The sequence below is a fragment of the Vibrio sp. THAF64 genome (assembly GCF_009363455.1).
GTDB classification, from domain to species: Bacteria; Pseudomonadota; Gammaproteobacteria; order Enterobacterales; family Vibrionaceae; genus Vibrio; species Vibrio coralliilyticus.
This window is the reverse complement of sequence record NZ_CP045355.1, coordinates 1,500,693-1,527,149: the sequence shown is the minus strand read 5'-3', so window position 1 is coordinate 1,527,149 and position 26,457 is coordinate 1,500,693. Positions and strand designations below refer to the sequence as shown.

Here is a 26,457-nt window from a genome sequence, read left to right as displayed (position 1 = left end):
TCACTTATTCCTCAGAGTAAGCATCTGCGCGCTTAACTCTGAGACAAGCCACCATCGACCACTAAAGTATGACCGACGACATAACTTGCTTGATCTGAGCACAACCACTCAATCGCGTTCACAATTTCCGCAGGCTCAGCGAAGCGGCCAATAGGCACTACAGACTCAACTTCAGAGCGAATATTAGGGTTAACAGACGCTTGACGCTCTTCCCATCTTGGTGTCCAAGTGACGCCAGGTGCAACAGAATTAACCCTTATTCCATCTTTAATCGCCTCCAGAGCAACCGAACGAGTCAAACCTTCCAAACCATGTTTTGTCGCACTGTACATTGAAGCATTAGGCGTCGGGCGAATACCATTGATGGAACTGATATTAACAATCGATGCGCCTTCAGACATGAGCAATAACTCGTGCTTCAGACACAAAGTATGCGACCATAAATCATTAACTAGGGTTTTATAGAGTTCATCAGAGTCAACCTCAGAAAACTGGCCATTTGATTCTAGTTTTGGAGACGCATTATTGATCGCGATATCAAGCTTTCCATACTCTGAAGTCAGGTAATCAAACAGTGCCTCAACCTGATCACGATCAGATATATCTACCACTTGAAAATCCACACTAGATAACTCTGGATTCGTCGCAATGACGTCGTCCCAAGTTTCCATAGTCCGAGCACACGTGATCACCTGCTCTCCTTTTGAAGCGTACAATTTAACCGCTTCCAAACCGATACCCTTGCTACCACCTGTGATCAAGACTGTTTTCATTGCTGATTCCTTTCATATCACCCCGACCCTTTCGCCTGACGCTAAAGCATGTTCCACTCACTTATGCCGTGCATGGCTGTAACCATTAACCCTTTCACTTTAATACGAAATTAAATGGAGGGCTTAAATTTTTTCGTCATACCTTGACTGGCTGGAGCAACCAAACGATAGCCCAGCTTTTCATAAAAAACAGGCTCATCCGCAATCATTGATACATATGAGCCAGCCAATGCTACGGAAGATAGGTAGCCATCTATGTGTTCCATAACCTTTCTCCCAAGTCCTTTGCCTTGGTAATCAGGGTCAACTGCAATATCAACAATTTCAAAATTACACCCTCCATCACCCACGACGCGCCCCATCGCAATTAACTTATCTCCATCCATAACTGAAACGCCATAAAGTGAGTTTGGTAACCCTATTTTGGCGGCTTCAAGAGACTTAGGCGACAACCCCGCGGTGACACGCAAAGCACAATAGGCTTCAGGGCTAGGCACACTTTGTACAACGACATATTCCATTCAATTCTGCTCCTATCATCATCTATCTGACGGAGCATACACCAAATCACTGTATAAAAAAACAGTACCCATACCAATCTATTGTGCTGGCTTAATTGATCACCATATTGGCAGCCATGACCAGTAAGAGTGCTGCAAAGATCTTCTTAATCGTAGGGACTGGTAAAGAGTGTGTCGCCTTAGCACCTAGAGGCGCTGTAAACCAAGACGTACTCACAATGCCTAGTAAAGCAGGTAAATAAACAAATCCGGCAAAGCCATCGGATAACGCATAGTGACCGCTACCTGAACTGATATAGCCAATGGAGCCAAACAATGCGATCACAATGCCACAAGCAGAGGCACATCCAATTGCTTTTTTCATATCAACGGAGAAAAACGTTAGTAAAGGAACCAAAAGTGCGCCGCCACCAATGCCTATCATTGCCGACAACCCACCAGTAATCGTTGTCAGCACAGTGAGGAAAGGTTTGCTTGGCATTTTTCGATCGTTCTCTGAATCATTTTTGCTACTGAAGATCATTTTCAGTGCGATAAGAATAACGCTGACTGCAAACACAGCCCGAACCACTTGCTCGGGCAGCAACGCCGCCATGAAACCGCTAATCAATGCACCTAGCGCAACGCCTGTCATTATCCATGGTGCGAGATTCCACGGCACATTACCGTTTTTATGATGAGCAATGGCTGAAGAAGTTGAAGTAAACAAAATAGACGCCAATGAGGTAGCAATCGCTGCAATCACTACTTGCTCACTCGGTAACACACCAAAGTGGAGCAAAATAATGCTGAGTATCGGAACAATGACTAGCCCACCGCCAATGCCCAACAACCCAGCTAAGAAACCAACACCACTGCCTAATAGTGCGCAATATATGATCAACAACACCAGCTCACTCACTCATTTCTCCTTTTCATTTTGTTGGAAATATTGTGTTATAAAAATTCTTCATGTTCCCATGAAGCACACTAATATATCTCTTTCATAAATAATGAAACATGAAATCTCTTCATGTTGAAAGTGAAGTAAATCCATTGTTATTTATGTGTCGATCAACGCTATAAATAAATCTCTGCTCTTAACTACAGCTCATTTTATTCAGATCTCTGAGGTTAAATGGAAAAAGCAGTGGTGGCTCAGGTCTGGGATTATCAAAAACAAAAAGAAATCCAGAAGAGCAAGGAATGATTCAGCTTTCATCTTAGGAAATAGGATAACAGATCACCATGAATACAGACTTCACATTTACTATCAAGAGCCTTAGCCTCGATGAGAACTATCGCCCTGCTGACAGCACGCGTATTACGACCAATTTTGCCAACCTAGCCAGAGGCGAAAGTCGACAACAAAACCTACGCAATGCACTACAGATGATTGATAACAATTTCAATGCATTAGCACATTGGGACAACCCGAACGGCGATCGTTATTCTGTAGAACTGGAAATCGTATCCGTTGATATGGATATTGATGCTGGCGGTGAGAGCTTCCCTTCGATTGAAGTACTAAAAACCTACATCGTCGACCGTAAAACCAATGAACGCATTGAAGGTATTGTAGGAAATAATTTTTCGTCTTATGTACGAGATTATGATTTCAGTGTACTTCTACTTGATCATAATAAAGACAAACCTCAATTTAGTATTCCGGACAATTTCGGTGAACTGCACGGCAAACTATTTAAGCACTTCGTCAGCTCAGAAACATATAAGCAAAACTTTAAAAAGCCACCAGTTATTTGTTTGAGTGTTTCGGATAACAAAACGTATCACCGAACTGAAAATCAACACCCGGTATTAGGTTTTGAGTACCAGCCGAATGAGTCATCTCTCACCGAGCAGTATTTCCAGAAAATGGGGCTACAAGTTCGTTACTTTATGCCGCCAAACAGTGTTGCACCTTTCGCATTTTATTTCTTTGGCGATTTACTCAACGATTACACCAACTTGGAGCTGATTAGTACGATCAGCACGATGGAAACGTTCCAAAAAATCTATCGCCCGGAAATCTATAACGCGAACGCTGCAGCAGGTACCTCTTATCAGCCAAGTTTGAAAAATAGTGATCATTCATTAACGCAAATTGTTTATGACCGCGAAGAGCGTAGCCGCCTAGCTATTGAGCAAGGGAAGTTTGCTGAAGAGCACTTCATCAAACCATACCAGACCGTTCTTGAACAGTGGTCCGCAAATTACGCTTAACAACTAACGAAAACAAAAAGCACTTATTATGAAAACACTATTACCAACTTCAACGGCGGGGAGCCTGCCAAAACCTTCTTGGCTAGCACAGCCCGAAACACTTTGGTCATCTTGGAAGCTACAAGGTGATGAGCTGACGGATGGTAAACACGATGCCCTACGCCTGTCATTGCAAGAACAACAGCATGCCGGTGTGGATATCGTCAGCGATGGTGAGCAAACACGTCAGCACTTCGTTACTACTTTTATTGAACACCTGAGCGGCGTGGATTTTGAAAACCGCCAAACGGTTAAGATACGAGATCGATACGACGCAAGCGTGCCAACTGTTGTTGGCCCCGTCAGTCGCCAAAAGCCTGTATTTGTTGAAGATGCGAAATTCTTACGCCAGCAAACTGATCAACCGATAAAATGGGCGCTACCTGGCCCAATGACGATGATTGACACGCTTTACGATGATCACTACAAAAGCCGCGAAAAGCTCGCATGGGAATTTGCCAAAATACTGAACCAAGAAGCCAAGGAGCTCGAAGCTGCTGGAGTGGATATTATCCAATTTGATGAGCCTGCCTTTAACGTTTTTTTCGATGATGTTAACGACTGGGGCATCGCATGCCTAGAAAGAGCCATCGAAGGTCTAAAGTGTGAGACGGCGGTCCATATCTGTTACGGCTACGGTATTAAGGCCAATACAGACTGGAAGAAAACGCTGGGCTCAGAGTGGAGACAATATGAAGAGGTCTTCCCTAAACTACAGCAATCCAACATCGACATTATCTCGCTGGAATGTCATAACTCTCGCGTACCAATTGAGCTACTGGAACTCATCCGAGGCAAAAAGGTCATGGTGGGCGCTATAGATGTTGCGACCAATGCTATCGAGACACCGGAAGAAGTCGCAGATACGTTACGAAAGGCGTTACAGTACGTCGACCCCGACAAACTTTACCCTTGTACCAACTGTGGTATGGCCCCTCTGCCCCGTGATGTATCACGCGGCAAGCTCAATGCCTTAGCAGCTGGCGCAGAGATAATCCGGAAAGAACTCGCTGGCGCGAGCTAGAAGCGGTAAGGACCGTTCTCAAATCACAAAATAAGGTGGCAATTGATGCCACCTTACGTCGTTGCTAAGCCGCTATTTTAGAGTGTTGGGGTCAATCCCAAGATCAATTATTGCCGAGAATTCTGAAAATACATTCTTAAAGTTGCTTTTCCATTGGAATACAATCCAAGCTAATACCTCTTGGAGAATGATAAGTTGAGAGACTATCTCCAACAAACCCACACGAGCGATAAAAAGGCGCGGCATTTAAAGTTGAATCCAACTTTAACGTTTGTAAACCATGTTGCTTAGCTAGCTCTTCCAGAAAAGCCAGCATTTGTTTCGCAGCCCCTCGCCCAAAGAAATCTGGTTCGACAAAAATAGCGTCAACCATACCTGTTTCGGTATTAAGTTTACCGCTTCCGATGACTTGACCATCTATTTCTGAAACATAAAAGGTACTGACAACATCTTGGGTAAATCCTTCGGATACCTTCCCTTGAGTCCATAGAGAGAGCTGCTCTTCAGAATAAGAGCCAGAACATTTTTCAACAATAGCTCGCTTACGGAGGTCAAAGATCACCTGTGTATCAGACTCAATCGCTTTTCTAATGGTTAACATCCACTCCTCCCTGCTGCCTTTCGTGTAATGCTGATTTAAGAGTTAAACAGAGCAACATTGCCCATACTCAAAAGCGTCAAGAGCTCTTCATACAACCCTCGTTAACTGTTCGAAACACCGACGATTGAAAAGTGATGACTTGCGATATTAAACCCTTCACGCAGATAAAACTTATGTGCAGGGAAACGTTGAACACCCGAATCTAGATGAATTTGCTCACAACCGTGTTCAATTGCGTACGACTTAAACCAATTGATTAGGAGTTTACCAACTCCACGTGAGCGAAATTGAGAGTTTGTTACTAAGTCTTCAATGTAGATATGCTTACCCCATGCAAGCTTTTCTCCCACACTAAATCCCGCGACAGCAAGTACCCCTTCAGGTGACTTCACATATACAACCTGATAGCCATTCAGTTGCTGTTTATCGATTTGTGCCGATAAGGAATCTAATTGGTAATTGGGGCGAAGTTGCATCAGCACCTCAAGCACTGATGTGTAATCGGCGTTTTTCTCTAGAAACTGGACTTCCATATTTTCTCCATCAAATCGGCTAGACATGTTAATAGCTAAGCAATATTCGTTATCTACACCCAACCATTGCACTACACCACTTTCAGTAGCTGTTTTTGCGAGCGATTAAGCCGCTACGATACCAAGGCTACTTAAGGCGTTCTTGCCATTTACCATTGTTTTCATGCTTGCACTTTTCTTCGGTGTCAAAACGAACATGTCGTCGTATATCTTTGAGGTTGATATCGATTGATGCCAGCTTCTTCTTGATAAGAAAGCACATGTCGTCGAGGTCGGCTTTGGCTAGGTTTGCATCAGTATCGTAAACACAAATCACCGACAGAGATCCGGGGAAAGCATCATAGTTCACTAGGTGTGTTAACCACATGAATCCTTCGGATTCCTCTTGTGCCACATCACATGCCTCGGTTAGGGCGATTCTAATGGCGTTATCTCGCTTCTTATCTGTCTTTCTCATTCTTACTTCTCATAAAATGCTTGCCGCTTTATTGAGCCGTGCTCAAAGCTGGTCCCATAACTAAACCGTAGCCTCAGGAAGACATCGAAACAGCTAACAGCAAGAACCACTCTGAAAGGCTTTGTTATTCTAGCTACTTGCAGAAAGTCTCAATATACAACGCTTCGACCTTATCTCTCGCCCACTGAGTGCGGCGCAAAAACTTTAAAGACGATTTAATGGAAGGATTGTTGTAGAAACAATTGATTTGGATTTCTGCATCTAACCCTTCCCATCCGTAGTGTTCTTGTAAACGTACAAGGATTTTTTCAAGGGTCAAACCGTGCAAGGGGTTATTGGGTTGTTCTTGGCTCATTTGTGGAAATTCCTGACTGCAAGTATCTAGGGCAGAGTCTACCAGATTAAGGCTAACTGTTTTTCAGTTTCCTACAATATAGGCTTCTGCCAGCTGCAATTCACTCTAAATGCTTATTCGCTGCACAATGTGCGTTAAATTCTCTCTTTGTTCAAAGAGGTGTGTTCGAATTCCCTTAACGATGCCAACCAATTCAGACATGCAGCGTATTTTAAGTACCCCATCCAAACACCCCATTGTTCCGCTTGGATCGTAGAAAATAGGTAACATACCAGCACTAATCGCGGCTTCTATTCCGACCAAGCTATCCTCGACCACAGCACAATTAGTTGGCTCAAAGCCCATGCTATTGGCAGCGTGCAGGAATAAGTCTGGCTCGGGCTTCCATTTACCAATGTCGTAGGCGCTAAAAATATTACGCTCAAAGTACTTGGCTAGTTGAGTGATCGACAGTGCAGTCTCAATTTTTTGGGTCGGCCCTGAGGATGCCACACACATTGGCAAGTCAATTTCGCCGAGAGTAGTATGGACACCGCAGCAAGGCTGTAACTCACTTAGAAAAAGGTCATTCACTCGTTGTCTGTACTTATAGACGAAGTCAGGCGGAAGCGTAACCAAATATTCCTGCTCTATCATTGATAAAATAGTGTCGAGTTTCATTCCTCGGAACCGAGACACCAAATACTCGGCGCTTAGCGATAGTCCGATAGCTTTTAGCTCACCCTCCATCGCTAAGTTGCACAGATACTCGCTATCAACCAACGTACCGTCACAATCGAAAATGATGCACTTAATCATATATCACTCTTAGTTACCTAATGCAGCGTAACGGTGTTAACCACGCGTCCACTTAACCAAGTTCATTGTGTCACAATCACAAAACTCAACCTAGGACTCAGAGTGCCGAATGTGGAATCACGCTAAAAGCGCTCGTTATATGAACTATCGCGTTGGTACTCTAACCAAGACTTAATGAGTAATGCCCTGTATTTAACGATTGAACGGCTTTGTTTCCTAATTCTTCCGAGCGATTGCAGAGCTACCCGTGGGTAGTAACGTTATTTTATTAAAATTGTTTTAGGCATACCAAGCTCGGTCATCTTGTTCAACGTTTTGACCATTGCGTATGCTTCACCTACTTGAGCGTTGTAACACCTTAAACTCAAAGAGTTACCCAATAGTTTTTTAAATCGATGCATCGCTGTCTCTGACAGCGAACGCTTGTGGTAGCCATACTTCTTTTTCCAATATTTGTTGGAGCCATATAGCTCCTGACACGCAACGGCAAGATTACGTGGGTGATACCTTTCCCAGTAAGCGGCATTAGTTCTGGGGGGGGGATAAGGGGTACCGCTTGTTTTACACGAATTGCGTTGTAACAATCTCGTGTGTCATAAGCACCGCCTGCCGATATTTCGATTATCTTTCGGTAGGTTTGCTTGAGTAATGTAGGAAGAACTTCAGCATCAGTGACATTGGATAGGCTCAACTCAGCCGCAACAATGTCATGGGTATCTGCATCAACTGCTAAGTGGAGTTTGCGCCACGTCCTGCGTTTGCCGTCAGTACCGTGTTTCTTAACTTTCCATTCTTTTAGCCCAGTAGCATCAATGGCCAAATGTTTGATGATGCCTCTCGTTTTAGCTCTAAAAGAGACATCAACGGACTTTGCTCGTTTGCTGATGCAAGTGTAGTGAGGGCAAACAAGTGGTACTTTAGCCAGCTGAAATACTGAGTTGATGAAACCTTGCAATGCCCTCAAGGGCATTGAGAATACGCGCTTCATCATCAATGCCGTCGTAATGGCGATATCACTAAATAACCGAGGTCTTCCTCGCTTAGGTTGCTTAGTTTGGTGATTCCATTGCTTGATTGCAGTCTCATCAATCCAGAATGTAAGAGAACCTCTATTGATAAGTGATTGATTGTATTGTGGCCAGTTTTTCGCTCTATACTTGGGCTTAGACATATTGTGAGCTAGGTAGTGGACTTCCCAGATCAGATCCCAGAGTTAACGTTTAGTTCCATTGAATTAGGAAACAAAGCCACCAAGGAGGTCTAAGTCACCGTGTGAATAGGGCTCGAGATCTCCCACAAATCCAGCATCAAGTTCTTCGAGTGTCAGACAATAGTTTTTGTGCTCTTCTCTAGCGATAATTAAATTAGCTTTTAAGTTTCCACCTGAGAAACCTTTACTACACCCGAGAAGTGCTCCATTGCTTTGGTTTATCAACCTAGAATTTTTCATATATTCATCGATTAAAATATCGACGCTGATACATTTCTCTTTCATACAACTACTTAGTAATGGGTGACTCATTCACCATTTGTACATAACGCCGCACTAAGGTGTGAGCGACACTTGGCTATACTTGAGCAAAGCGAAAACGCCAAGCGTTGCGAATCACTCTTAAATGCTTTGTTAGGCTAATTTTTCACGAGCATCATTAAACTTTTTAAAAGCCGTGCCGTCCGAGTAACCAGTGTCTAAGAAACCTTGATTGTTTAGTTGAAACCATAAAGATAATGCAGCATCTAGACCAAACTTGTTTTCTTCTGGATCAAGATTTTTCAAATACACTTCTGGAACTTCAGCTAGGTCTTCCGCATACCATCGAACACCATTAGGAAAATGGATTCCGTCTTGACCAAAGTTTAATAAAGATTCCCCACTAGCATAACGGTTGACCGTTGATGCATCTAGATATAACCCACGAACATAAACCTGATTTTTCCAACAGATCGCAACACTTGCAGCTATATAACCACGCGACTTCCAATAGGAGAATACCCAACCACTACAAAGGTAGTAACGAAAGTAAGGCTTATTATTAATATGGCCTAGAGTCTCTTGCAGAATGAGGACAGACTCTGTTCCTCGGTCGATTTTATCGACAGTGAGTAACACTCCATCAAGGTTATCACTTCCAGATTTTGCTATTAGTCCAGAGAGAAAATCACTAAATTTCTGCGGGTACTTATAAAAGTTGTAGGTTGAGTAAACCTCTTCTGATGAACCATCTAACCAACCTCGGTTTATACCGAAGAGATTACTTGTAGAAACGAGAATTTCGTTGTTTAGCTTTTCAAGAAGACGTTCGTCACTACTAACATCATGGAGTGTTAAACCATGCCCGATGACATTAGGAATTTGATTTCTATGGACTCCATGAGCTTCAAAAACGCTAACTAGACGAGTAGATAAAAGCTTCTGAGGTGTTTTGTCACTCTTTTTGAAAGGCTTAATAACCCTTTCCATTAAAGATACAAATGACTCAATTTCTCCGAATATCAACTGATCTTCTCCTTATTAGCCTAACGCTGCGTTAAGTGGTGAACAACGCGACCACCCAACCTAACCCATTGTGCCGTAAACACTAAAGTCGATTAAAAACAAAACTGCCAAGCGTTGTGAATCCGTCTTGAACGCTTTGTTAGCTTTATCTCACTATGCGTTCAAGAGATAAAGCCTCAAACCAAGAGCAATCATTCTCATAGTCTGGAACATTAGATAGTTCATCGTACGGGTCTAAAGACAAAAGAGCGTTGTGAATCCCTCTTAAATTGCTTGTTATGTTTGGGGCTTAAGAGTTCTGCTTAACTCTATTTCCCTCCCTGCGACTAAGTTTCCAGTAGGTATAAAACCACAATTCAAGTAGAAATCTTTTGGACTACCTGTGCTATCTACAACACTTGTATAAAGATCCGATGCTCCAAACTCGTTAAGCAACTCTGAACTTAACAACTCGATGGCTCTACGACCATAACCTTTTGATTGTTGTGTCTGATCTAGCATGAATCGCCAAAGGAAAAATTTATCTGCGTAAATGTCTGCGTTTACCAAGATAAAACCTACTGGCTTATCTTCGGCATAGATGCCACGAAACCAAGGAAAATCCATAAAGTTCGCTTCAGCCAATGAAATAGCATTGCTATCAACATGATTTAATTGATTTTTAGCGACTTGTAACTGGCAGATTTCATAGAAGTTATCATGGTCAATTCTTCTTAGCTCTATGCTCATAGTGACAATTTCCCTCCGAAAACATAACGCCTTGCTAAGGTGTGAGTAACACAATACAAAAGCTACTGCACGGCGCCTTAACCACCATAACCCACTGCATAGTAAAAGTGCCACGCGTTACGAATCACTCTTAAGCAATTTGTTAGGCCTCGCTTTCCAATGATGCTTCTTGCTCCGTGCGATCTTCTGTATACAACCTAAAGTAAACAACAGACATGAATATCATTAAGCTAGTCGAAATAAGCCCATACAAAATTTCGGATACTATGTATAGTAACGTCGTAGAATCACCAACAAGACCAAATGCGAAACCTAAGAATATTTGTGAGCCGCCAATCAATGCAGTAACCATCATTAACCTACCAGCTATACCTTTCGTATCTTTCCAACTTTCGCCCAATGCCGAAAATGTAGGTTTGTCGTTTAAAATCGCCTCAAAGTCTGCAAACCCATATTTAGCTGCAAAATATAAACCCGGTACGATAAGCGCTATAAACCCAACTAAAACAGCTACACCATAGAAGAAGTATACAACTAATAACCGCCACCACTCATTCAAAGAAACCGTTTGCTCTTTAGGATAACCGGAAGTAGCAAAAGCCATAAACTTGATGAAACGAACCATTAAATAAGTGTGAATAAAACTTATTACCACAAGGAAAAAAAGGTTGCCCCAACCATAAAACAACTCTACAAAAGGGCTAAGCAATGACGTGACAATCACATAAGGCCCGAAAAGTTTAAAAATAGAGCCGACATTAGATTTGGAGAAATAAAAGCACTCTGTTAATAGTTTATTCATAGTGTTCATTCATTTAGATACAATAGCCAGTAGCATATCAAATATTTATCATTTCCCAAATTGGGAGAGGCTCGGAGGCCTAACGCCTTGTTAAGGGGTGAGCAACGCAATACAGAAGCAACCGCAAACCACCTTAAACACTAAAACCAAGGCATAGTGAAAATGCCACGCGTTGCGAATCCCTCTTTAACAATTTGTTAACTGCAATCTCAAAAAATACTTCACACTTCTAATGCTTCCTTGAACTTTCAAAAAATGCAATCCGATTCCTACCAAAACAACTACAATTAATAAGATAAATACAATTACCATTAAGGTTGGGATGTTTTCCAAGAGCGTTCCCTTCAAACCAAGAGCCATATTGTAAGCAACTACGGAAAGACCAAATGAAATCATCATTGAAACGAAATAATAGATAAATTCTCGAACAGAAACCCAATAACCTAATTTATAGCCACAGATTTTGATAACACCGTATTTCTTCTTTAACCTAAATGACTTTTTATTGTTAGTCATTTTTACATAGTTTTTAACTCTTTTGTAAATTTCAAAGCTATCGATTGGAGAGCGACTAGATAGCAATGCTTGAATCGTAGGAAAAGAAAGCTGCCTTTTGTATATACCTGAAATAATATGTTCAATAACGAACTCGTCACATTTAGTCATTGACTCTGTCTTATATGCAGATAAGAGTAACTCTAAATTCTTTTGCTTAATAGTATGCTTCTGGGTGAGATGACTTATAACGAATCTAAGGATAGGTAAAACCACAATCGTCAAACCAAACAACCACATAAACGCAGGATCAATCTCTTTAAAATATTTGACTACATCACTCAAATGTACACTCCTTGCAGTTAACGCCCTGTTAAGGTGTGAGCAACGCAATACCGATGCTGCTGCATACTACCTTAACCACTAAAACCAACGCATAGTAAAAATGCCGCGCGTTGCGAATCACTCTTAAACAGATTGTTAACTGCACTCTCTCGATGCCTCAACAAAGTTACTTTCTCCCACAGTCCAAGACTTTAAAACCTTATATCCATTGCATTCAAGCAATTTAGTCATTACATCAGGGGTTATAATTCCGTAGTACGAGTAACCTCGCTTACCTTTATATATATGCCCAAAAAGCCTTTTTTGACCACTTAGGAACCGTTTAAAGTAACTATTTCTGTGCTGGTTAACAAACACAGCACAACCATCACTATCTAGTAGGTCATTGATCTTTGCTAACACCTTCTTCAAAGTTTCCTCACACGGAATGGCAGAAATGACATTAGTACACGTAATAAGTTGGTATTTTTCTTTGTGGTTATCTATCTCTTCGAAAGGTACTACTAGCGCTCCTTGATAATTGTCAGCCACGTACTTTACTACATTTGTTTTAGTACCTTTGATTGTTTGTAACCGAGTTAACTGAACTCGCGAATCAACATATGTGACAGAAACTCCTATTTTGTTTAGCGTTTCAGAATACCTCAACTTTCCGCACCCAAAGTCCAAGATGCGTTCTATGCCTTTTTTATCTAGCAAATAGTTGACCACAGCTTTGGATGCCTGAGTTTCTGGTTTTGCAGCATTCTCAGACTTAATTGTTATACCATTTAAAATATAGTGCATATCTAATTAGAAAATTCCGTTCTAAAATATCGAGAAATTGTTCCTTGAGGAATCTGTTTAACTTGGTCTGTAGATTTTGGTGCAGTTACAAATAAGAACTGGACAAGAGTTGCTGTAAGCACAATGAGGAAGTAGTAGACCAGCCATTTCAAAGACTGCTCACTACCCCATAGAAGCATTATGATCATGAATGAAATTACGACAAGTAGATGCTCAAACATCACCCAGAAGGTTTGCGCATATCGCCAAAAAAGATATACATAATGCGAGTCTATCTTCTTTACTTCTGGATAGTAGAGCTCGTGCATTACTTTGTTCACAGACTCTTTATTCAATCCGATAGGCGAGCCAGCTATTTCAGCCATGGGCTTGACTATATAAAATCGCTCCCATGCATAACGAATTTGAAGTAATTTAGCTGCTTTGTTGTGTATTTCAAAACTATGGCTCAATAAGTAAGCAAACCACGCCGACAAAAGTGGAATTACACCAAATGATATAGCCCAAGAAATAATATCTTTTGCTCCAGCTATTGGGGGGACTAACTCTTTGGGGACAAGAACCAGAGGAACGTAGTCAAAAATACGCATAGCTACCATAAAGAACAAAGTGGTAAAGAACGTTGACTTATTTAGTTTGGCTAACATTTCATTGTAATTACTAGGCGATTTAATCGCGAACATTTTATTCCTCCATACTCAAGTTGTTCCGTGCAGTTAACGCCCTGTTAAGGTGTGAGCAACGCAATACAAAAGCCGCCGCATACCGCCTTAAGCACTAAAACCAACGCATAGTAAAAATGCCACGCGTTGCGAATCACTCTTAAACAGTTTGTTATGCGTTTTTTCCACATGCTTCAGCCCAACTAGACCATACAGTGCTATTTAGTTCGATACCTCTGATTTGATCGAGAAAACTGTTAATCAACGTCCGCGGTATAGTTTTGTTAATAAAGGCGTCTTGGTCTTCGGACACAGCAGTCTCTATTATACTGTCAAATTTCGCGATAACCCTAGACAGTGATTGAACGTCAGAGTTTAAAAATAACAATTCACAACCTTTGTTATCAAAGATAAATACTCTAGGGTTGTTCGGGAGAAGAATTATCGGTTCGTTACCCATAGCTGACCCTAAAACGCGTGCCTTAGGGTATTTAGATACCGCTGAGTCGTAACCTTCAGGCCAATCACAAGCCCAACACCAACTCTTAAGCTGAGGCAAATATTCCTCGTCAAAATCACCGAAATACAAATGAGGTGCACACCAGTTAGGCAAACCGACTTCCACTAAATATTTAGAAGTCTTAGTCGGTACATCCTGCAATTTTAGGATGCTATTTGAAAAACGAGATACTTCCATTTGACCTAATCCACTCTTGAAACGCATAACGCCGCATTAAGGTGTGAGCGGCGCTTGGCTATACTTGAGCGAAGCGAAACTGCCAAGCGTTGCGAATCACTCTTAAATGCTTTGTTATATGTTTTTTTTCTTAAGTTTCTCTACTATACGGACAACTTTTTCTGCTCTGTAGACGTAAGGGATTTCCACACTGCCCCCTGGAGAGTAGAGCCTAACCGTCGCGTAGCCACACAACCAACCTAATATTGGTGTGATTATTTCTATGTTTTCAACACTTTGATATTCAAGAGTGTCATTAACTCGTGGCGAGACACCACGGATTACTGATATTTTGTCGGAAAACAAGGTTACCCTAACGGTAAAAGGGTCAACTATATGGTCTGCATCTCTCAAAACATAAAGAGCAGGAAGAAGCAGCAAACTCAATAAAGTATCTTCCGCTAAGTTTTTCCCCAATAAAGTTCCGACCAACCAATTAAAAACGAGGTACACCAAATAGATTGCTAACAACTTCGAAATTGTCTCAATTGAAGCCTCTAATGCCCTTAGTTTATGAGACGTTTTTAGTTTGCGCATAGTCCTCCAACACATATAACGCCGCATTAAGGTGTGAGCAGCGCTTGGCTATACTTGAGCGAAGCGAAACTGCCAAGCGTTGCGAATCACTCTTAAATGCTTTGTTAGGGCTAATCTCGACTGGGGCCATCAACATTAATTGAGGGCATCAATGGCTTTAACTGCGTTTTTAACTGCCCAGACAGCATGACCTGACCGTAGCCCACACTATAAAAACTGTGTTCTGGAGCGAGTAAACTCTCTGTGTCAGTCATTCTGTATGTAGCTGTATAATTATTGATAGCCCAAAAAGGTTTCCCAAGAGCTTTCTCTATGTGCGCAATTTCGGAGTCTTTACTATCAACTAGATCAACTATGTCATAAAAAGACAATTGAATATAACGATCTAGTTCATTCGGGTTATGAACCACGTTATTCACCCTTATAGTGCTGACTAGCTTTAGGTTACTAGCTTCAACTTTTCCGTAAAAGTGACTAATTTCACTCAAAGCGTGAGCTTGAAAATCATCAATTTCATTGCAAACAGATGCAAATGAAACAACTGAAGACACCAACACTAAAAATTTCACCATAATTCTCGCCATTTTTCCCTCAATAGCCCTAACGCCGCATTAAGGGGTGAACAACGCAGCCACCCGACTTAACATATTGTGCCATAAACACTTAAATTGAAGTAGAAGCTGAAATGCCAAGCGTTGAGAATCCCTCTTAAATGCTTGGTTAGGTGTGGAGCCTTTATTTACGCTGGCAAAGCTTGTACTCGTTAGGCATTGTGCGTTCTAGTAAAAGTTTATTAGGATGACCTTTGGGTGCTTTGTGAAGACCATGATATACGATCCACTTGCCTATCTCTCGATGCCTAATTTCATGGCACTTTCTCCAAAAGCTAGGAGTAAGCTCTATCTCAACTAATTCATCATCTATTAGCAACCTTATGTTTGGCTGCGATTGAGAAAAGTTGGAATCTCGATCCACCCGAGCAATACGAACTCCTAAACCTGCACCTGTCTCATAATTGGGCTTACCACTCGTCCAAACTTTGACTTCCATTGTATTGGCCCCTTATGTAAAAACACCTAACGCCGCGTTAAGTGGTGAGCAACGCTACCACCTGACCTAAACCATTGTGCCGTAAACACTAAAGCTGAATCAAACCGAAAATACCAAGCGTTGGGAATCCGTCTTAAACGCTTTGTTAAATTCGTTCTGATGGAGTCCCACAGACTTCAACATGCTTTGGTACCCACCATTCTTTACAAAGACGCGGTTTCAATGAAAAAAAGTAGTCACCATCGACTGGTATTACTTGTTTTTCGCAGTATGTTTTATTTTTCAGAGTTTTATGAAGTTCTTTCCAACACTTTGAGCCTTTCATATTGGTCTGCATCCATTTATCCGAACGAGGCGATATAACTGGAACTTGTATATCTAACGCGCATAGAGAGTATAAAAACTGATCATTTGGTAACTTTATAATTTCTTGCGAATTACTTCTGGGGTTAACAAAATTCCACCCTAGCAGCCAATAAGGAAACGGTTTATCTTTTTTCGACCAAACTTCAGATAAGAAACTAGCCGTCACTTCAATGATCTTTGAGCCAGTTAATGCTTCAAGTGTTTCATATTCATCTGTTTGAGTTAACTTAGGATGTATTAAGCCACAGCGAACATCATAAAAGAGGTTGATGTGCTTCATGACTCCCGGCGAATACTTCAAACTACTATCACTTCCTAAAGAATCTTTAGGCCAATTTTGTAGCTTTTGGCTAAATTTCGTACTCTTTATCAAGCGTAATATTTCGCTATCCTCTGTATGTGACTCACGCAACTCTTCTGTTTTCAAGTGATTGAGGAAAGCTTCAATACACGCAATTGAAAAATACACAGCAGATGTCACATGGTGAAGCATACTTTCTTCATGAGGAGCCCTGTCACTCTCAGTAGCCTCTCTATACATCGAACAATAATTTTTAAATACAGGATCAAGATTCCAAGGATTCATTTAACTCTCCCCGTCCGTAAAAGAATTTAACGCCCAATTAAGGGGTGAACAACGCTACCACCCAACCTAAAAGATTGCGTCATAAACACTAAATTTGAAGTAAAAGCAAAAGTGCCAAGCGTTGTGAATCCCTCTTAAATTGCTTGTTATGACGATTTTCTCGCATTCATAATATTGCCGAGACCAATACTAACAATAGAAATAAATAAGCCACCGAGCATACTTACACCCCATGTTTTCATATCAGATAACTGGGACTCTAGAACTTTTATATGAAGCTCGTACTCTTTGACTTTCTCAACTTTCCCATCGAGCTCGCTGATACTTTGCTCTAGCTTGTTGACCTCTTTACTCAATACACCAAGATCCTTAGCAAGTAATGGCAACTTCAAGACCTTTTCTGGTGTTGCAACTAGTGCCGTTTCTATTAACTCTATACGGTTGTCCATTATATCTAGCTCAAGGTTTTCGGCTATGCTTTCTTCGACTCGCTCCTGTACAACTTCTATTAAATCTGTTTTTGATTCACTATTTAACTTCTGACTAGTGAACAATAAAAGTGTATTTTGCTGTTGCTCTGATAAACTGGCAAGCTGCTTTTCTGATTGATTAATTGTAGAGTCAACTTGCGCTTTAAAATCGACAAAGTCATCAGTTAATTTGCTTAAATCGCCCGCTAGTTCACTATATTGCTGACCATCATTAACTAGTTCAAATTTTACTCTATCTTCCTTAACTTGAGAATCCGTATATAATGTGGCGGAAAACGCTATGATTGCAGTTACCACTGCCGTTGATAGCCCTACGCCAGTAAATAAATTGTCGCTGATTTTAATACTCATATATTAGTTAAATTCCTAAGAAACCTATCGTGCTGATCGTCATAACGCCGCGTTAATGGGCAAGCAACGCTTCCACCAACTTAAGCCATTGTGCCATAAACACAAAAACTAAACTGTGAGCCAAAACTGCCAAGCGTTGGTTGTCCGATTAAACGCTTGGTTATGGAAACCTAAGACAACCAACACACTCACAGCAAAGCATCGGCTCATTGGGACCAATAAACACAACAAACCAGAATACAGCAACCCAATGAAGTCCAAAGAAAAAAACCAACAACAACGATACAGCCAGCTAGAACAAAGAAGGGCCGCCCCACTGAAGCCAAGTAACAGCTAATTGCCGCTTTACCAGTTTCACTTGGGAACCAGATGCAAACGGCAGATTAGCCATCTTGAGAAACTCAAAGCGGCTTTTCATCAGAGATAAAGGTTTGGAACCTAGCAGGGATTTGAGAATGACCATGAAACTCGTAACGAACGCTGAACCAACAAGCCAAATAAGAACTAAATCTTGCTGCACCATAACGCAGCGTTAATGGGCAGGCAACGCCGCCAAAAACTTAGACCATTGTGGCATAAACACAAAAACCAAACTGTGAGTCTAAGCCGCCAAGCGTTGGCTGTCCTGTTGAACGCCTGGTTAGGTGAGTTCTACACCTCATTAATGTGCCTACCTTGTTTTTACATGGTTCTTAATGTAACAATCAACTTCCTCATGATTGCCTGTGATAACTAGCTCCTCTGTATATCTATTAACAATTAGAGGAGTATTTCCACTAAGTGCTTCTCTAAAGTCGCCAGCTTTTATGAATTCTTCGGTGTTGTAATAGAATACCCAACCAAAATCATACTCTTCGGTCTCATTGTCTTGAATTTTTAACCTAATATTAGGATTTACATAGTTGGGTAAAGCTGAACCAAAACTGTTCATTTTAGTCTCTTCACACTTCAGATAACTTTCTACTTTCTTGACTGCTTCTGTATATTCCATAATCACCTAACGCCTTGTTAAGGGGTGAGCAACGCAATACCGATGCTACCGCATGCCACCCTAATCACTAAAGCCAACGCATAGTAAAAATGCCACGCGTTGCGAATCCCTCTTGAACAATTTGTTATGTTTATTTTTTAAAGAGCTTACCAAATGTCTTTTTTAAATGGTCATCTAAGTGTGCTTGAACTATTGTCAGTCCCTCTTCTGCCGCTACGTCTAACAACGCATCGTAATCATTTAATTCGTTACAGTTTTGACATTTTATTAAGTCCCCTGAAGAAAATTCCTGATCGGGTTCCCCCTCTAATGGGCAGTCACAAAACAGACATTTAAGTTCAACAGTAAAGTTGCTGTCATCCATTATTAAAACTCCATCACTTTAAGACCAAGCGTCGCTAGCGCTAGAAGAAAGCCTAGAACAACAAAAAGCCCCTTGTGTTCCTCTATGTAATCTGAGGTTTTCTTCAAAAACGACCTGTTTGCCTTAAGTTCATCCGAACGCTTTTTAGAACGAGCAACACCAATTCCTTTAGGTGTTATTTGTAATCCGTTGTACTTACCACCACCTAAAAACGCATGCTTAAGCCATTCATGCGCTAAGCACTTGTCCGCCGCTTTTTCTAGTTGTTCAAGAGTGAACTTACCTTTGTTAACCGCGTTAATCTCTTGAACCAATTTTTCGTCTATATCGAGATGAACGGTTTTATATGTATGACCATGCTCTTCCATATAGTCGACAACATTATTTAATAAAGCATATTCAGGCATCGTTCCTCCGCTAAACATAACGCCCAATTAAGGGGTGAACAACGCCTCCACCCAAACCTAAATTATTTTGCCATAAACACTAAAGCTGAAGTAGAAGCAAAAGTGCCAAGCGTTGTGAATCCCTCTTAAATTGCTTGTTATGTTTTTACGACCTCGATGCTATTTCCATAAACAGTACGACTAAAAAGCCTAAAACGAATCCTAGAAAGGCAAGCATTGTCATTATTGTATCTGGTTCTGAATGAGCTCTGTCGATATCTGGATGCTTTATGTAGATTCCCTTTATGGGAAAGCGCCTGTAGTACAATCGTGGATAAAAGCCATGTGTAGCTTTGATTTGATGGCTATAGCGTAGTTGAGCTAAAAAACTCAACTGCGCAGCTGAAAACATAGCGAAAGACGTAATGTCACCACGGGTATAACCATAATTGAAATTGTAGACGCCTAAACCGAAGTACAGAAATAGTAAGCCTGCAACCACTTGAAGCGCTTTTTTATGATGATAAATTGGCTGCAAAACAATGAACATAATGACACATGTACTTGTAGTGCTAATGATAAGATTCCAGTCCATATGACTCCTAAACATAACGCCCAATTAAGGGGTGAACAACGCCTCCACCCAAACCTAAGGCATTGTGCCATAAACACTAAATTTGAAGTAGAAGCCAAAATGCCGAGCGTTGTGAATCCCTCTTAAATTGCTTGTTAGGCATTTATTCACAATAGTAAACTTTTATTTTATCTGGAGTTTTTCCATCACCTTTATATGCAGTCCAACCACCATTTGAACTACATGAACTTCCATTGTGTCTCGCTTCTAAGCAATAGCATAGCTTGCGATTATCTACATTTTCTATCTTTGTAGATAAATTACCAACATTGACCTTGAGACTTGACACATCTTCTTCCAAAGTGCCCTTAGACTTTTCTATCTCTGCCATGGCTTGAGTCTTAGCTAGTTCTATTAGTTGGATAGCATCTTTCTTATCTTCTTTCAAAGATGCATAATCCTTGTCATCTTCAATTGCTGATAGCCTACCGTCTAACTGTCCTAGAAATAATGCACCTGAGACAACAGATATAATCAATGTAATTACCACTCCGATTTCAATTTTAGACATATATACTCTCCCTGTTGATGCCTAACGCCGGGCATAAGGTGCGCCACGACTAACTCACCAAGCCCACTGAACTCCACACCAAAACCGCCGAGTGTAACGCGTCACCCTTGATGCCTTTGTTAGGTGCGTGTTACTCAAAGTGCTTTGTATACAACACCTGATTCCACGCATTTGTTAAAGCATTATCAATCGATACCGCCTTAGAAAATCCGGTAGGTTCACTAGCTACAACAAAAGCAATTGGCTCATTTTTATAACTCAAAGCCACTGCATTACCATCAGATGACCATTTGAAGGAAAAATCCGCTTCACTGGTACCTGTTATTACTGCTTTTTCAGAGGCCAACTTTGCAGGTAATAATGGTGGTTCTCCCTTAGAAGCATCCGCTTTCCAGTCAAAGTTAACCGGTGGTTTTACTCGCATATATGCGATCGCATCTTTTGATGGTGACTGCTCTCCTGGCTTTGTGAGGTAGAGAAATGCTACTTTGTCAGTTTCGTCTAATATCGCGAACCGATTAGAAGCAGCACTGTGTGAATGTATAAAAATGCCTTCAGCCATACATGTTCCTGTAATTAAGACACCAATTACTAAGGTTATTATTCTTCTCATAAGCACCTAACGCCGTGTTAAGTGGTGAACAACGCCAACCACCAAACCTAAACCATTGTACCTTAAACACTTAACCTGACTGGAACTGAAATCGCCAAACGTTGTGAATCCGTCTTGAACGCCTTGTTAGGTATTTGTTTTTCTCAAACACTTTTGAACCACGATCGACGTACAAATCATATTGCATTCGAAGGATTCAACATTCGTCGAAGAGCTCATTACAACAGACAACAACCCTGACATTTCATCCTTTTTAACATTTAGATAATACAAGCAATTGTCATAGGTAAAACCGCTAATATCTACGGATGAAACTCCCAAAAACTCGATTGTAACCTCTGAGTAATGGGATATTTGATATTCTTGTTCCGAGCCTGTGTAACAAGGGAAGTCAAAAACAACAGTGACACTGGGAGCATTTTTGCCACCAGAGTTTAAGTTCCCTGAATTCAAGTTCAGCATATTTATATAAGCATCATGAAATGAAGGTGGTTCATCAAACTCTTCAAGCAATAATGCAGAATTCTCAATAAAGTCCCATGCCATGTTATACTCCAAAAATACCTAACGCCGCGTTAAGTGGTGAACAACGCCAACCACCAAACCTAACCCATTGTACCTTAAACACTTAAGCTAACTTGAACTTAAAGTGCCAAGCGTTGTGAATCCGTCTTAAACGCTTTGTTAGGGCTAATCTCGACTGGGGCCATCAACATTAATTGAGGGCATCAATGGCTTTAACTGCGTTTTTAACTGCCCAGACAGCATGACCTGACCGTAGCCCACACTATAAAAACTGTGTTCTGGAGCGAGTAAACTCTCTGTGTCAGTCATTCTGTATGTAGCTGTATAATTATTGATAGCCCAAAAAGGTTTCCCAAGAGCTTTCTCTATATGCGCAATTTCGGAGTCTTTACTATCAACTAGATCAACTATGTCGTAAAAAGACAACTGAATGTAACGATCTAATTCATTCGGGTTATGAACCACGTTATTCACCCTTATAGTGCTGACTAGCTTTAGGTTACTAGCTTCAACTTTTCCGTAAAAATGACTAATTTCACTCAAAGCGTGAGCTTGGAAATCATCAATTTCATTGCAAACAGATGCAAATGAAACAACTGAAGACACCAACACTAAAAATTTCACCATAATTCTCGCCATTTTTCCCTCAATAGCCCTAACGCCCTGTTAAGGTGTGAGCAACGCAATACCGATGCTTCCGCATACCACCTTAAACACTAAAACCAACGCATAGTAAAAATGCCACGCGTTGCGAATCACTCTTAAACAGTTTGTTAGGGCTCAGTTACCCAGCGATACTAGTTCGTCTAGCTCACTCTGCAAGCGAGCAGTTCGTTCAAAAACTAAAGTTTCGAGTTCCGAGTAATATATCAATGGGTATATGGAGCCCCCTTTGTACATATCAGCTACTGATCTCGCATGGGCTTCGATATACTCGTTCCACTTTACCTGTGCAGACCCGTACGCTTCGGTGCGGTCACTATCTAGCTTACTCATTAATTGAGCGTAAACTTCGTTCATTTTAACTAATGAACGATTATAACTATCCGAAGCCATTTGGTTCATTTCAGTTTGAGTAATATGCTCAGTGCTACTCGTCTGCATATGAGAAACCGATTTAGTGTTTAAATCTAAAACATGACTCTGCACCGCACTACTTTTTTCTGTGAGCATAGAAGCAAACTGGTTTAAGCCTGAGATATCTAAACCTTGCTCACTCATTTTTTTATGTATATCTAGAACTTTTTGATGCTTATCCAAAATTTCTAATTCAGGCTTTGATTCGATTCTTCGCTTTATAAGATAACCAATGCCCGTCATGAGAGCTCCTAGTAAAACGAAGCCCAACTTTTCTATCATTTCATTCATTTACACCGAATCATCCTATGAGCCCTAACGCCGCGTTAATGGGCAAGCAACGCTGCCACAAACTTAAACCATTGTGCCATAAACACAAAAACCAAACTGTGAGACAAAACCAGCAAGCGTTGGTTGTCCGATTAAACGCTTGGTTATGGAAACCTAAGACAACCCATACACTCACCACACTACATGAGCTCTTTGCAACCACGAAAACCCCACAAGCCAGCATGCAGCAACCCGATGAAGTCCAAAGAAGAAACCTAACAACAACGATATGGCCAATTGATACAAAGAAGGGCCGCCCCACTGGAGCCAAGATTCAGCTAATTGCCGCTGTACCATGTAACTTGGGATAAAACGCAAACGGCAGATTAGCCATAGAGAAATACCCAAAGCGGCTTTTCACCAGAGATAAAAATTTGGTACCAAGTGAGGAAATAAGAGCTCACAGGAAACTCGCTACAAAAGGAGAACCAATAACCAAATAAGAACTAAATTTTGCTGCACCATAACGCCCAATTAAGGGGTGAACAACGCCTCCACCCAAACCTAAAGCATTGTGCCATAAGCACTTAATTGACTTGAAGTGAGGGCGCCAAGCGTTGTGAATCCCTCTTAAATTGCTTGTTAGGTTTAGACAACTAGCAAGTCACCATAACCCCAGATAGCCGTACCTAAAACAACAAACACATGAGCAAAAAGCTTTAAAACCTTTCTGTCTTTTGGCGTTTCAGGTTTACTCGCTATATTGGACTTTACTAACCCGTTGACCAGATCGTTGTCTGATATGTTAGGCATAACCGCTCTTTTCTTAGCTGTAACCTTTATAGCATCGAAAACTTCGTCATGTGAGTAACTCGCAAGGCGATATTCGACAATTGCTGCAAACAATACCAAAACTGCTCCTGACCTCTGGAACCAAATAGTATCGTCTACCGTTTGAATATCAAAAAACATCGAAGCCATTGAAAATACAATGCTTATAACGAGCAATAACCACTCTTTCTTATGCTTGCCGAACTTCACTATCTCTCCTTTAAACCTAACGCCTTGTTAAGGGGTGAGCAACGCAATACCAAAGCCGCCGCATGCCACCTTAATCACCAAAACCAACGCATAGTAAAAATGTCACGCGTTGCGAATCCCTCTTGAACAATTTGTTAGGTGAATTATCGCGCACCCAACTCCTTTAGTTCCCTTGCACTTTTTAGAACAGGTTGAAGATAGTTCTCTAACGCTAAAAACCATTGCGGCTCAGACAACTTACCATCAGAGCCAACTTCTAAGGGAGGTACCCAATCTTTGTGCCGATTAAAAAGATCTGGGATTGAACCACTAACATTCGACAATTGATTTTGGTTAAAACCATTGAAAATCAGCTCATCTAGGTCAAACAAAGCACGCTCGTATATTGAAATTATCTTGGCATCGTTATGGTTTAGTTGAAGATGAGCAATTAAAAGCGTCAAACGTCCTTTTAAGTCATTTAGCTGCATCAATCTATCATTCTTTGTGTAGTGATATTCCATTAATTCACCTAACGCCCTGTTAAGGTGTGAGCAACGCAATACAAAAGCTCCTGCATACCACCTTAAACACTAACCCCAACGATAGAATGAAAAATGCCAAGCGTTGGGAATCACTCTTAAATGCTTTGTTATGCACGTACTGCACCAAAGCTTTCTGCTATAACGTAAGAATTACCTAACTCAAAGACAGACAAGCTTGGGTAACTTATGAATTCTGAACCTGTCCAATGTTTTGGAGCGCCTACCTCAATGGGCTTGATATTTATTGGCAGTGCACTTAGCTCTTGAGTAATTTTGTCAGCCAATGGTTTGGGGAAGCGACCTAAAGTACCAAATTTAGCTTTCACGATCCCATTTACTGTTGGCTTTTGATTCAAGAACCGGACTAAGTATTCCGCTTTTCCCATTATCTCCACACAGGCGCTGAAAAGAACACCAAGAAGTGACTCTGGGCTGCATGAGTTCCCCGAAAAAAACAGGTCAATTTCTACTTCTTGGTACGGAATTAAAAGAGGAGAGTTCTTAGATATAGAGAGTAACTCTTCTTCAACAGAGCATATAGACTCTTCAACGACACCAATACACTGCACTTCCCAAAGTTCAGGAGCAGCCTCATTATGCATCAAGACTGAAAGGCTAATCCTAAGATCGTCCGCATACCAATCAGCATCAACGATGCGAATATTACCTTCTGCTTCATCAAACTCTGTTTGAATTCTTTCCAATAGTTCTTTCATATAACCCTAAGTGCATAACGCCGCGTTAATGGGCAGACAACGCTACCGCAAACCTAAGCCATTGTGGCATAAACACTAATACCAAACTGTGAGACAAAACTGCCAAGCGTTGACTGTCCAATTGAACGCTTGGTTATGTGGAGACTAGCCCCACTTTTGCAACGCACAATCTAATGCCTTTAAAACTCGTTTACGATTGGATGCTTTGTTTAAGCTTTTTGGCAATTTACAATACCAAGGATGCCAATAGTGTTCAGATGGAGGGTGAGAGTCACGCGTTGAGGGGTGAACTTTCTGCACAAAATACGCTTTGCATTCAATAATCTGCTCAATACTGACAAATTGAAATGTAAAACCACATACGTTGACAAAGTACACCCATTGCTTCAAAAGGTTATCCCTACTTTTCTTTACAGGTACACCACCTTCATTATATGAGCTCATGAAATCAGAGTGCACTTTGGGGTCTGCTAACTCACGCCATATTTTACTCATATTTTCTCCACATAACGCCCAATTAAGGGGTGAACAACGCCTCCCCCGAACCTAAAGCATTGTGCCATAAACACTAAATTTGAAGTAGAAGCAAAAATGCCAAGCGTTGTGAATCCCTCTTAAATTGCTTGTTATGTGTTTACTCAAAGTAACCCTTGGAAGCAATTGCAACCGATTGAAAGTACAACCCTTCACCTTCTTCTAGGTCAGGAAGAGTTGGACGCCAGAAAGATAACTGAAGCTCTTTAAACACGTAGCTATAGCCTAACTCTGGATCAGCATGATCATAGTTACCTTCTAGCTGAACTCGTTCGAGCACATTAGCCGCTAAAGTCCTATGTACGTCAAAGCCAAACAATGTCGTTGAAAACAACTCAGACGCAGCAGCTTCAATGAACTCAACTCTTCCTTCATTATTAAAATCTACCATGAGACCATCTAAAAAATGATGGCGATGACCATAGATGTAATCAGAAGCTCCGATAACATTGCTCACTTCAGTTTCTGTCATACCAAGCTTGACTGGACCGATTGAGTTTCCTAGTTGAATTTCGAAAATTTCCATTTTTGTCCT

Annotated in this window: 37 protein-coding genes and 1 pseudogene; 2 read left to right on the top strand and 36 right to left on the bottom strand. The window is 41.1% G+C overall.

From position 1 onward, the window contains the following. Window positions 1-32: 32 nt before the first annotated feature. The 3 genes from FIU99_RS07055 to FIU99_RS07045 form a co-directional block, all read right to left on the bottom strand. Window positions 33-773, bottom strand: coding sequence for an SDR family NAD(P)-dependent oxidoreductase (locus FIU99_RS07055; RefSeq protein WP_006961966.1), 741 nt, complete (start codon window positions 771-773; stop codon window positions 33-35). 110 nt (window positions 774-883) lie between these two features. Then, complete coding sequence (locus tag FIU99_RS07050; RefSeq protein WP_006961965.1) at window positions 884-1,294, bottom strand: GNAT family N-acetyltransferase; 411 nt, start codon at window positions 1,292-1,294, stop codon at window positions 884-886. Window positions 1,295-1,385: 91 nt separating this feature from the next. Then, the gene (locus tag FIU99_RS07045) at window positions 1,386-2,195 is read right to left on the bottom strand and encodes a sulfite exporter TauE/SafE family protein (protein WP_006961964.1); all 810 of its coding nucleotides are present in this window, start codon (window positions 2,193-2,195) and stop codon (window positions 1,386-1,388) included. A gap of 326 nt (window positions 2,196-2,521) precedes the next feature. On the opposite strand from FIU99_RS07045, the gene FIU99_RS07040 reads away from it, so the two are divergent. Both FIU99_RS07040 and FIU99_RS07035 read left to right on the top strand, forming a co-directional pair. Then, window positions 2,522-3,496: a DUF1852 domain-containing protein gene (locus FIU99_RS07040; protein ID WP_006961963.1), complete on the top strand. Its 975-nt coding sequence runs from the start codon at window positions 2,522-2,524 to the stop codon at window positions 3,494-3,496. Between the two features lie 28 nt (window positions 3,497-3,524). After that, entirely contained in the window at window positions 3,525-4,559 is a 1,035-nt protein-coding gene (locus FIU99_RS07035; RefSeq protein ID WP_006961962.1) for a methionine synthase, read from the top strand. A gap of 136 nt (window positions 4,560-4,695) precedes the next feature. On the opposite strand, the gene FIU99_RS07030 is transcribed toward FIU99_RS07035, so the two are convergent. The 33 genes and pseudogenes from FIU99_RS07030 to FIU99_RS06835 all read right to left on the bottom strand — a co-directional run bounded on the left by FIU99_RS07030 (window position 4,696) and on the right by FIU99_RS06835 (window position 26,448). Then, window positions 4,696-5,160 (bottom strand): GNAT family N-acetyltransferase, encoded by a 465-nt coding sequence (locus FIU99_RS07030; protein WP_006961961.1) that lies wholly within the window; start codon window positions 5,158-5,160, stop codon window positions 4,696-4,698. A gap of 101 nt (window positions 5,161-5,261) precedes the next feature. Continuing rightward, entirely contained in the window at window positions 5,262-5,693 is a 432-nt protein-coding gene (locus tag FIU99_RS07025) for a GNAT family N-acetyltransferase (protein WP_006961959.1), read from the bottom strand. 127 nt (window positions 5,694-5,820) lie between these two features. Continuing rightward, window positions 5,821-6,150 carry a hypothetical protein gene (locus tag FIU99_RS07020; protein WP_039952329.1) on the bottom strand — a complete coding sequence of 110 codons (330 nt, stop codon included), beginning with the start codon at window positions 6,148-6,150 and terminating at the stop codon, window positions 5,821-5,823. A gap of 133 nt (window positions 6,151-6,283) precedes the next feature. Then, window positions 6,284-6,505, bottom strand: coding sequence for a VF530 family DNA-binding protein (locus FIU99_RS07015; RefSeq protein ID WP_004400149.1), 222 nt, complete (start codon window positions 6,503-6,505; stop codon window positions 6,284-6,286). Window positions 6,506-6,610: 105 nt separating this feature from the next. Then, complete coding sequence (locus FIU99_RS07010) at window positions 6,611-7,303, bottom strand: HAD-IA family hydrolase (RefSeq protein ID WP_006961952.1); 693 nt, start codon at window positions 7,301-7,303, stop codon at window positions 6,611-6,613. 260 nt (window positions 7,304-7,563) lie between these two features. Next, window positions 7,564-8,474: pseudogene (locus FIU99_RS07005) on the bottom strand (IS5 family transposase). A 63-nt stretch (window positions 8,475-8,537) separates the two neighbouring features. After that, window positions 8,538-8,798 (bottom strand): hypothetical protein, encoded by a 261-nt coding sequence (locus tag FIU99_RS07000; RefSeq protein ID WP_006961946.1) that lies wholly within the window; start codon window positions 8,796-8,798, stop codon window positions 8,538-8,540. A 129-nt stretch (window positions 8,799-8,927) separates the two neighbouring features. After that, entirely contained in the window at window positions 8,928-9,800 is an 873-nt protein-coding gene (locus FIU99_RS06995; RefSeq protein WP_006961945.1) for a hypothetical protein, read from the bottom strand. A 276-nt stretch (window positions 9,801-10,076) separates the two neighbouring features. Then, window positions 10,077-10,529: a GNAT family N-acetyltransferase gene (locus FIU99_RS06990; RefSeq protein ID WP_043007706.1), complete on the bottom strand. Its 453-nt coding sequence runs from the start codon at window positions 10,527-10,529 to the stop codon at window positions 10,077-10,079. A gap of 142 nt (window positions 10,530-10,671) precedes the next feature. Continuing rightward, complete coding sequence (locus tag FIU99_RS06980) at window positions 10,672-11,331, bottom strand: hypothetical protein (RefSeq protein WP_152472152.1); 660 nt, start codon at window positions 11,329-11,331, stop codon at window positions 10,672-10,674. A gap of 186 nt (window positions 11,332-11,517) precedes the next feature. Further along, entirely contained in the window at window positions 11,518-12,171 is a 654-nt protein-coding gene (locus FIU99_RS27490) for a hypothetical protein (RefSeq protein ID WP_216651101.1), read from the bottom strand. Between the two features lie 135 nt (window positions 12,172-12,306). Continuing rightward, window positions 12,307-12,957: a bifunctional 2-polyprenyl-6-hydroxyphenol methylase/3-demethylubiquinol 3-O-methyltransferase UbiG gene (locus FIU99_RS06965; protein WP_134648432.1), complete on the bottom strand. Its 651-nt coding sequence runs from the start codon at window positions 12,955-12,957 to the stop codon at window positions 12,307-12,309. Window positions 12,958-12,959: 2 nt separating this feature from the next. Beyond that, entirely contained in the window at window positions 12,960-13,640 is a 681-nt protein-coding gene (locus FIU99_RS06960; RefSeq protein ID WP_152472151.1) for a hypothetical protein, read from the bottom strand. 151 nt (window positions 13,641-13,791) lie between these two features. Continuing rightward, window positions 13,792-14,316: an SUKH-4 family immunity protein gene (locus FIU99_RS06950; RefSeq protein WP_045620441.1), complete on the bottom strand. Its 525-nt coding sequence runs from the start codon at window positions 14,314-14,316 to the stop codon at window positions 13,792-13,794. Window positions 14,317-14,430: 114 nt separating this feature from the next. After that, window positions 14,431-14,892 (bottom strand): PH domain-containing protein, encoded by a 462-nt coding sequence (locus tag FIU99_RS06945; RefSeq protein WP_172974059.1) that lies wholly within the window; start codon window positions 14,890-14,892, stop codon window positions 14,431-14,433. Between the two features lie 110 nt (window positions 14,893-15,002). After that, window positions 15,003-15,464, bottom strand: coding sequence for a hypothetical protein (locus tag FIU99_RS06940; RefSeq protein ID WP_157622134.1), 462 nt, complete (start codon window positions 15,462-15,464; stop codon window positions 15,003-15,005). A gap of 163 nt (window positions 15,465-15,627) precedes the next feature. Then, entirely contained in the window at window positions 15,628-15,942 is a 315-nt protein-coding gene (locus FIU99_RS06935) for a hypothetical protein (protein ID WP_039951583.1), read from the bottom strand. Between the two features lie 145 nt (window positions 15,943-16,087). Continuing rightward, on the bottom strand, window positions 16,088-16,894 hold the full coding sequence (locus FIU99_RS06930) for a hypothetical protein (protein WP_006958825.1): 807 nt from the start codon (window positions 16,892-16,894) through the stop codon (window positions 16,088-16,090). 146 nt (window positions 16,895-17,040) lie between these two features. Then, entirely contained in the window at window positions 17,041-17,736 is a 696-nt protein-coding gene (locus FIU99_RS06925) for a hypothetical protein (RefSeq protein WP_006958826.1), read from the bottom strand. 670 nt (window positions 17,737-18,406) lie between these two features. Beyond that, the gene (locus FIU99_RS06920) at window positions 18,407-18,727 is read right to left on the bottom strand and encodes a YrhB domain-containing protein (protein WP_039951587.1); all 321 of its coding nucleotides are present in this window, start codon (window positions 18,725-18,727) and stop codon (window positions 18,407-18,409) included. Between the two features lie 130 nt (window positions 18,728-18,857). Continuing rightward, a complete protein-coding gene (locus FIU99_RS06910; protein WP_006958828.1) occupies window positions 18,858-19,091 on the bottom strand; it encodes a hypothetical protein in 234 nt (77 codons plus the stop codon). Between the two features lie 2 nt (window positions 19,092-19,093). Further along, on the bottom strand, window positions 19,094-19,498 hold the full coding sequence (locus tag FIU99_RS06905) for a hypothetical protein (protein ID WP_006958829.1): 405 nt from the start codon (window positions 19,496-19,498) through the stop codon (window positions 19,094-19,096). Between the two features lie 145 nt (window positions 19,499-19,643). Continuing rightward, window positions 19,644-20,072, bottom strand: a complete 429-nt coding sequence (locus FIU99_RS27320; RefSeq protein ID WP_039951589.1) for a hypothetical protein — start codon at window positions 20,070-20,072, stop codon at window positions 19,644-19,646. A 142-nt stretch (window positions 20,073-20,214) separates the two neighbouring features. Next, window positions 20,215-20,622: a hypothetical protein gene (locus FIU99_RS06895; RefSeq protein ID WP_039951591.1), complete on the bottom strand. Its 408-nt coding sequence runs from the start codon at window positions 20,620-20,622 to the stop codon at window positions 20,215-20,217. Window positions 20,623-20,752: 130 nt separating this feature from the next. Beyond that, window positions 20,753-21,184: a hypothetical protein gene (locus FIU99_RS06890; RefSeq protein WP_039951593.1), complete on the bottom strand. Its 432-nt coding sequence runs from the start codon at window positions 21,182-21,184 to the stop codon at window positions 20,753-20,755. 177 nt (window positions 21,185-21,361) lie between these two features. Beyond that, the gene (locus FIU99_RS06885) at window positions 21,362-21,781 is read right to left on the bottom strand and encodes an Imm50 family immunity protein (protein WP_039951594.1); all 420 of its coding nucleotides are present in this window, start codon (window positions 21,779-21,781) and stop codon (window positions 21,362-21,364) included. A 144-nt stretch (window positions 21,782-21,925) separates the two neighbouring features. Further along, on the bottom strand, window positions 21,926-22,387 hold the full coding sequence (locus FIU99_RS06880) for a hypothetical protein (protein ID WP_157622134.1): 462 nt from the start codon (window positions 22,385-22,387) through the stop codon (window positions 21,926-21,928). 153 nt (window positions 22,388-22,540) lie between these two features. Next, window positions 22,541-23,128, bottom strand: a complete 588-nt coding sequence (locus FIU99_RS06870; protein ID WP_039951596.1) for a lysozyme inhibitor LprI family protein — start codon at window positions 23,126-23,128, stop codon at window positions 22,541-22,543. Between the two features lie 627 nt (window positions 23,129-23,755). Beyond that, the gene (locus tag FIU99_RS06865; protein WP_039951599.1) at window positions 23,756-24,148 is read right to left on the bottom strand and encodes a hypothetical protein; all 393 of its coding nucleotides are present in this window, start codon (window positions 24,146-24,148) and stop codon (window positions 23,756-23,758) included. 143 nt (window positions 24,149-24,291) lie between these two features. Further along, on the bottom strand, window positions 24,292-24,651 hold the full coding sequence (locus tag FIU99_RS06855; protein WP_039951600.1) for a hypothetical protein: 360 nt from the start codon (window positions 24,649-24,651) through the stop codon (window positions 24,292-24,294). A gap of 128 nt (window positions 24,652-24,779) precedes the next feature. Then, the gene (locus tag FIU99_RS06845) at window positions 24,780-25,388 is read right to left on the bottom strand and encodes a hypothetical protein (protein WP_006958834.1); all 609 of its coding nucleotides are present in this window, start codon (window positions 25,386-25,388) and stop codon (window positions 24,780-24,782) included. Between the two features lie 144 nt (window positions 25,389-25,532). Next, window positions 25,533-25,883, bottom strand: a complete 351-nt coding sequence (locus tag FIU99_RS06840) for a hypothetical protein (protein ID WP_039951601.1) — start codon at window positions 25,881-25,883, stop codon at window positions 25,533-25,535. Window positions 25,884-26,022: 139 nt separating this feature from the next. After that, the gene (locus tag FIU99_RS06835; RefSeq protein WP_006958835.1) at window positions 26,023-26,448 is read right to left on the bottom strand and encodes a hypothetical protein; all 426 of its coding nucleotides are present in this window, start codon (window positions 26,446-26,448) and stop codon (window positions 26,023-26,025) included. Window positions 26,449-26,457 lie beyond the last annotated feature (9 nt).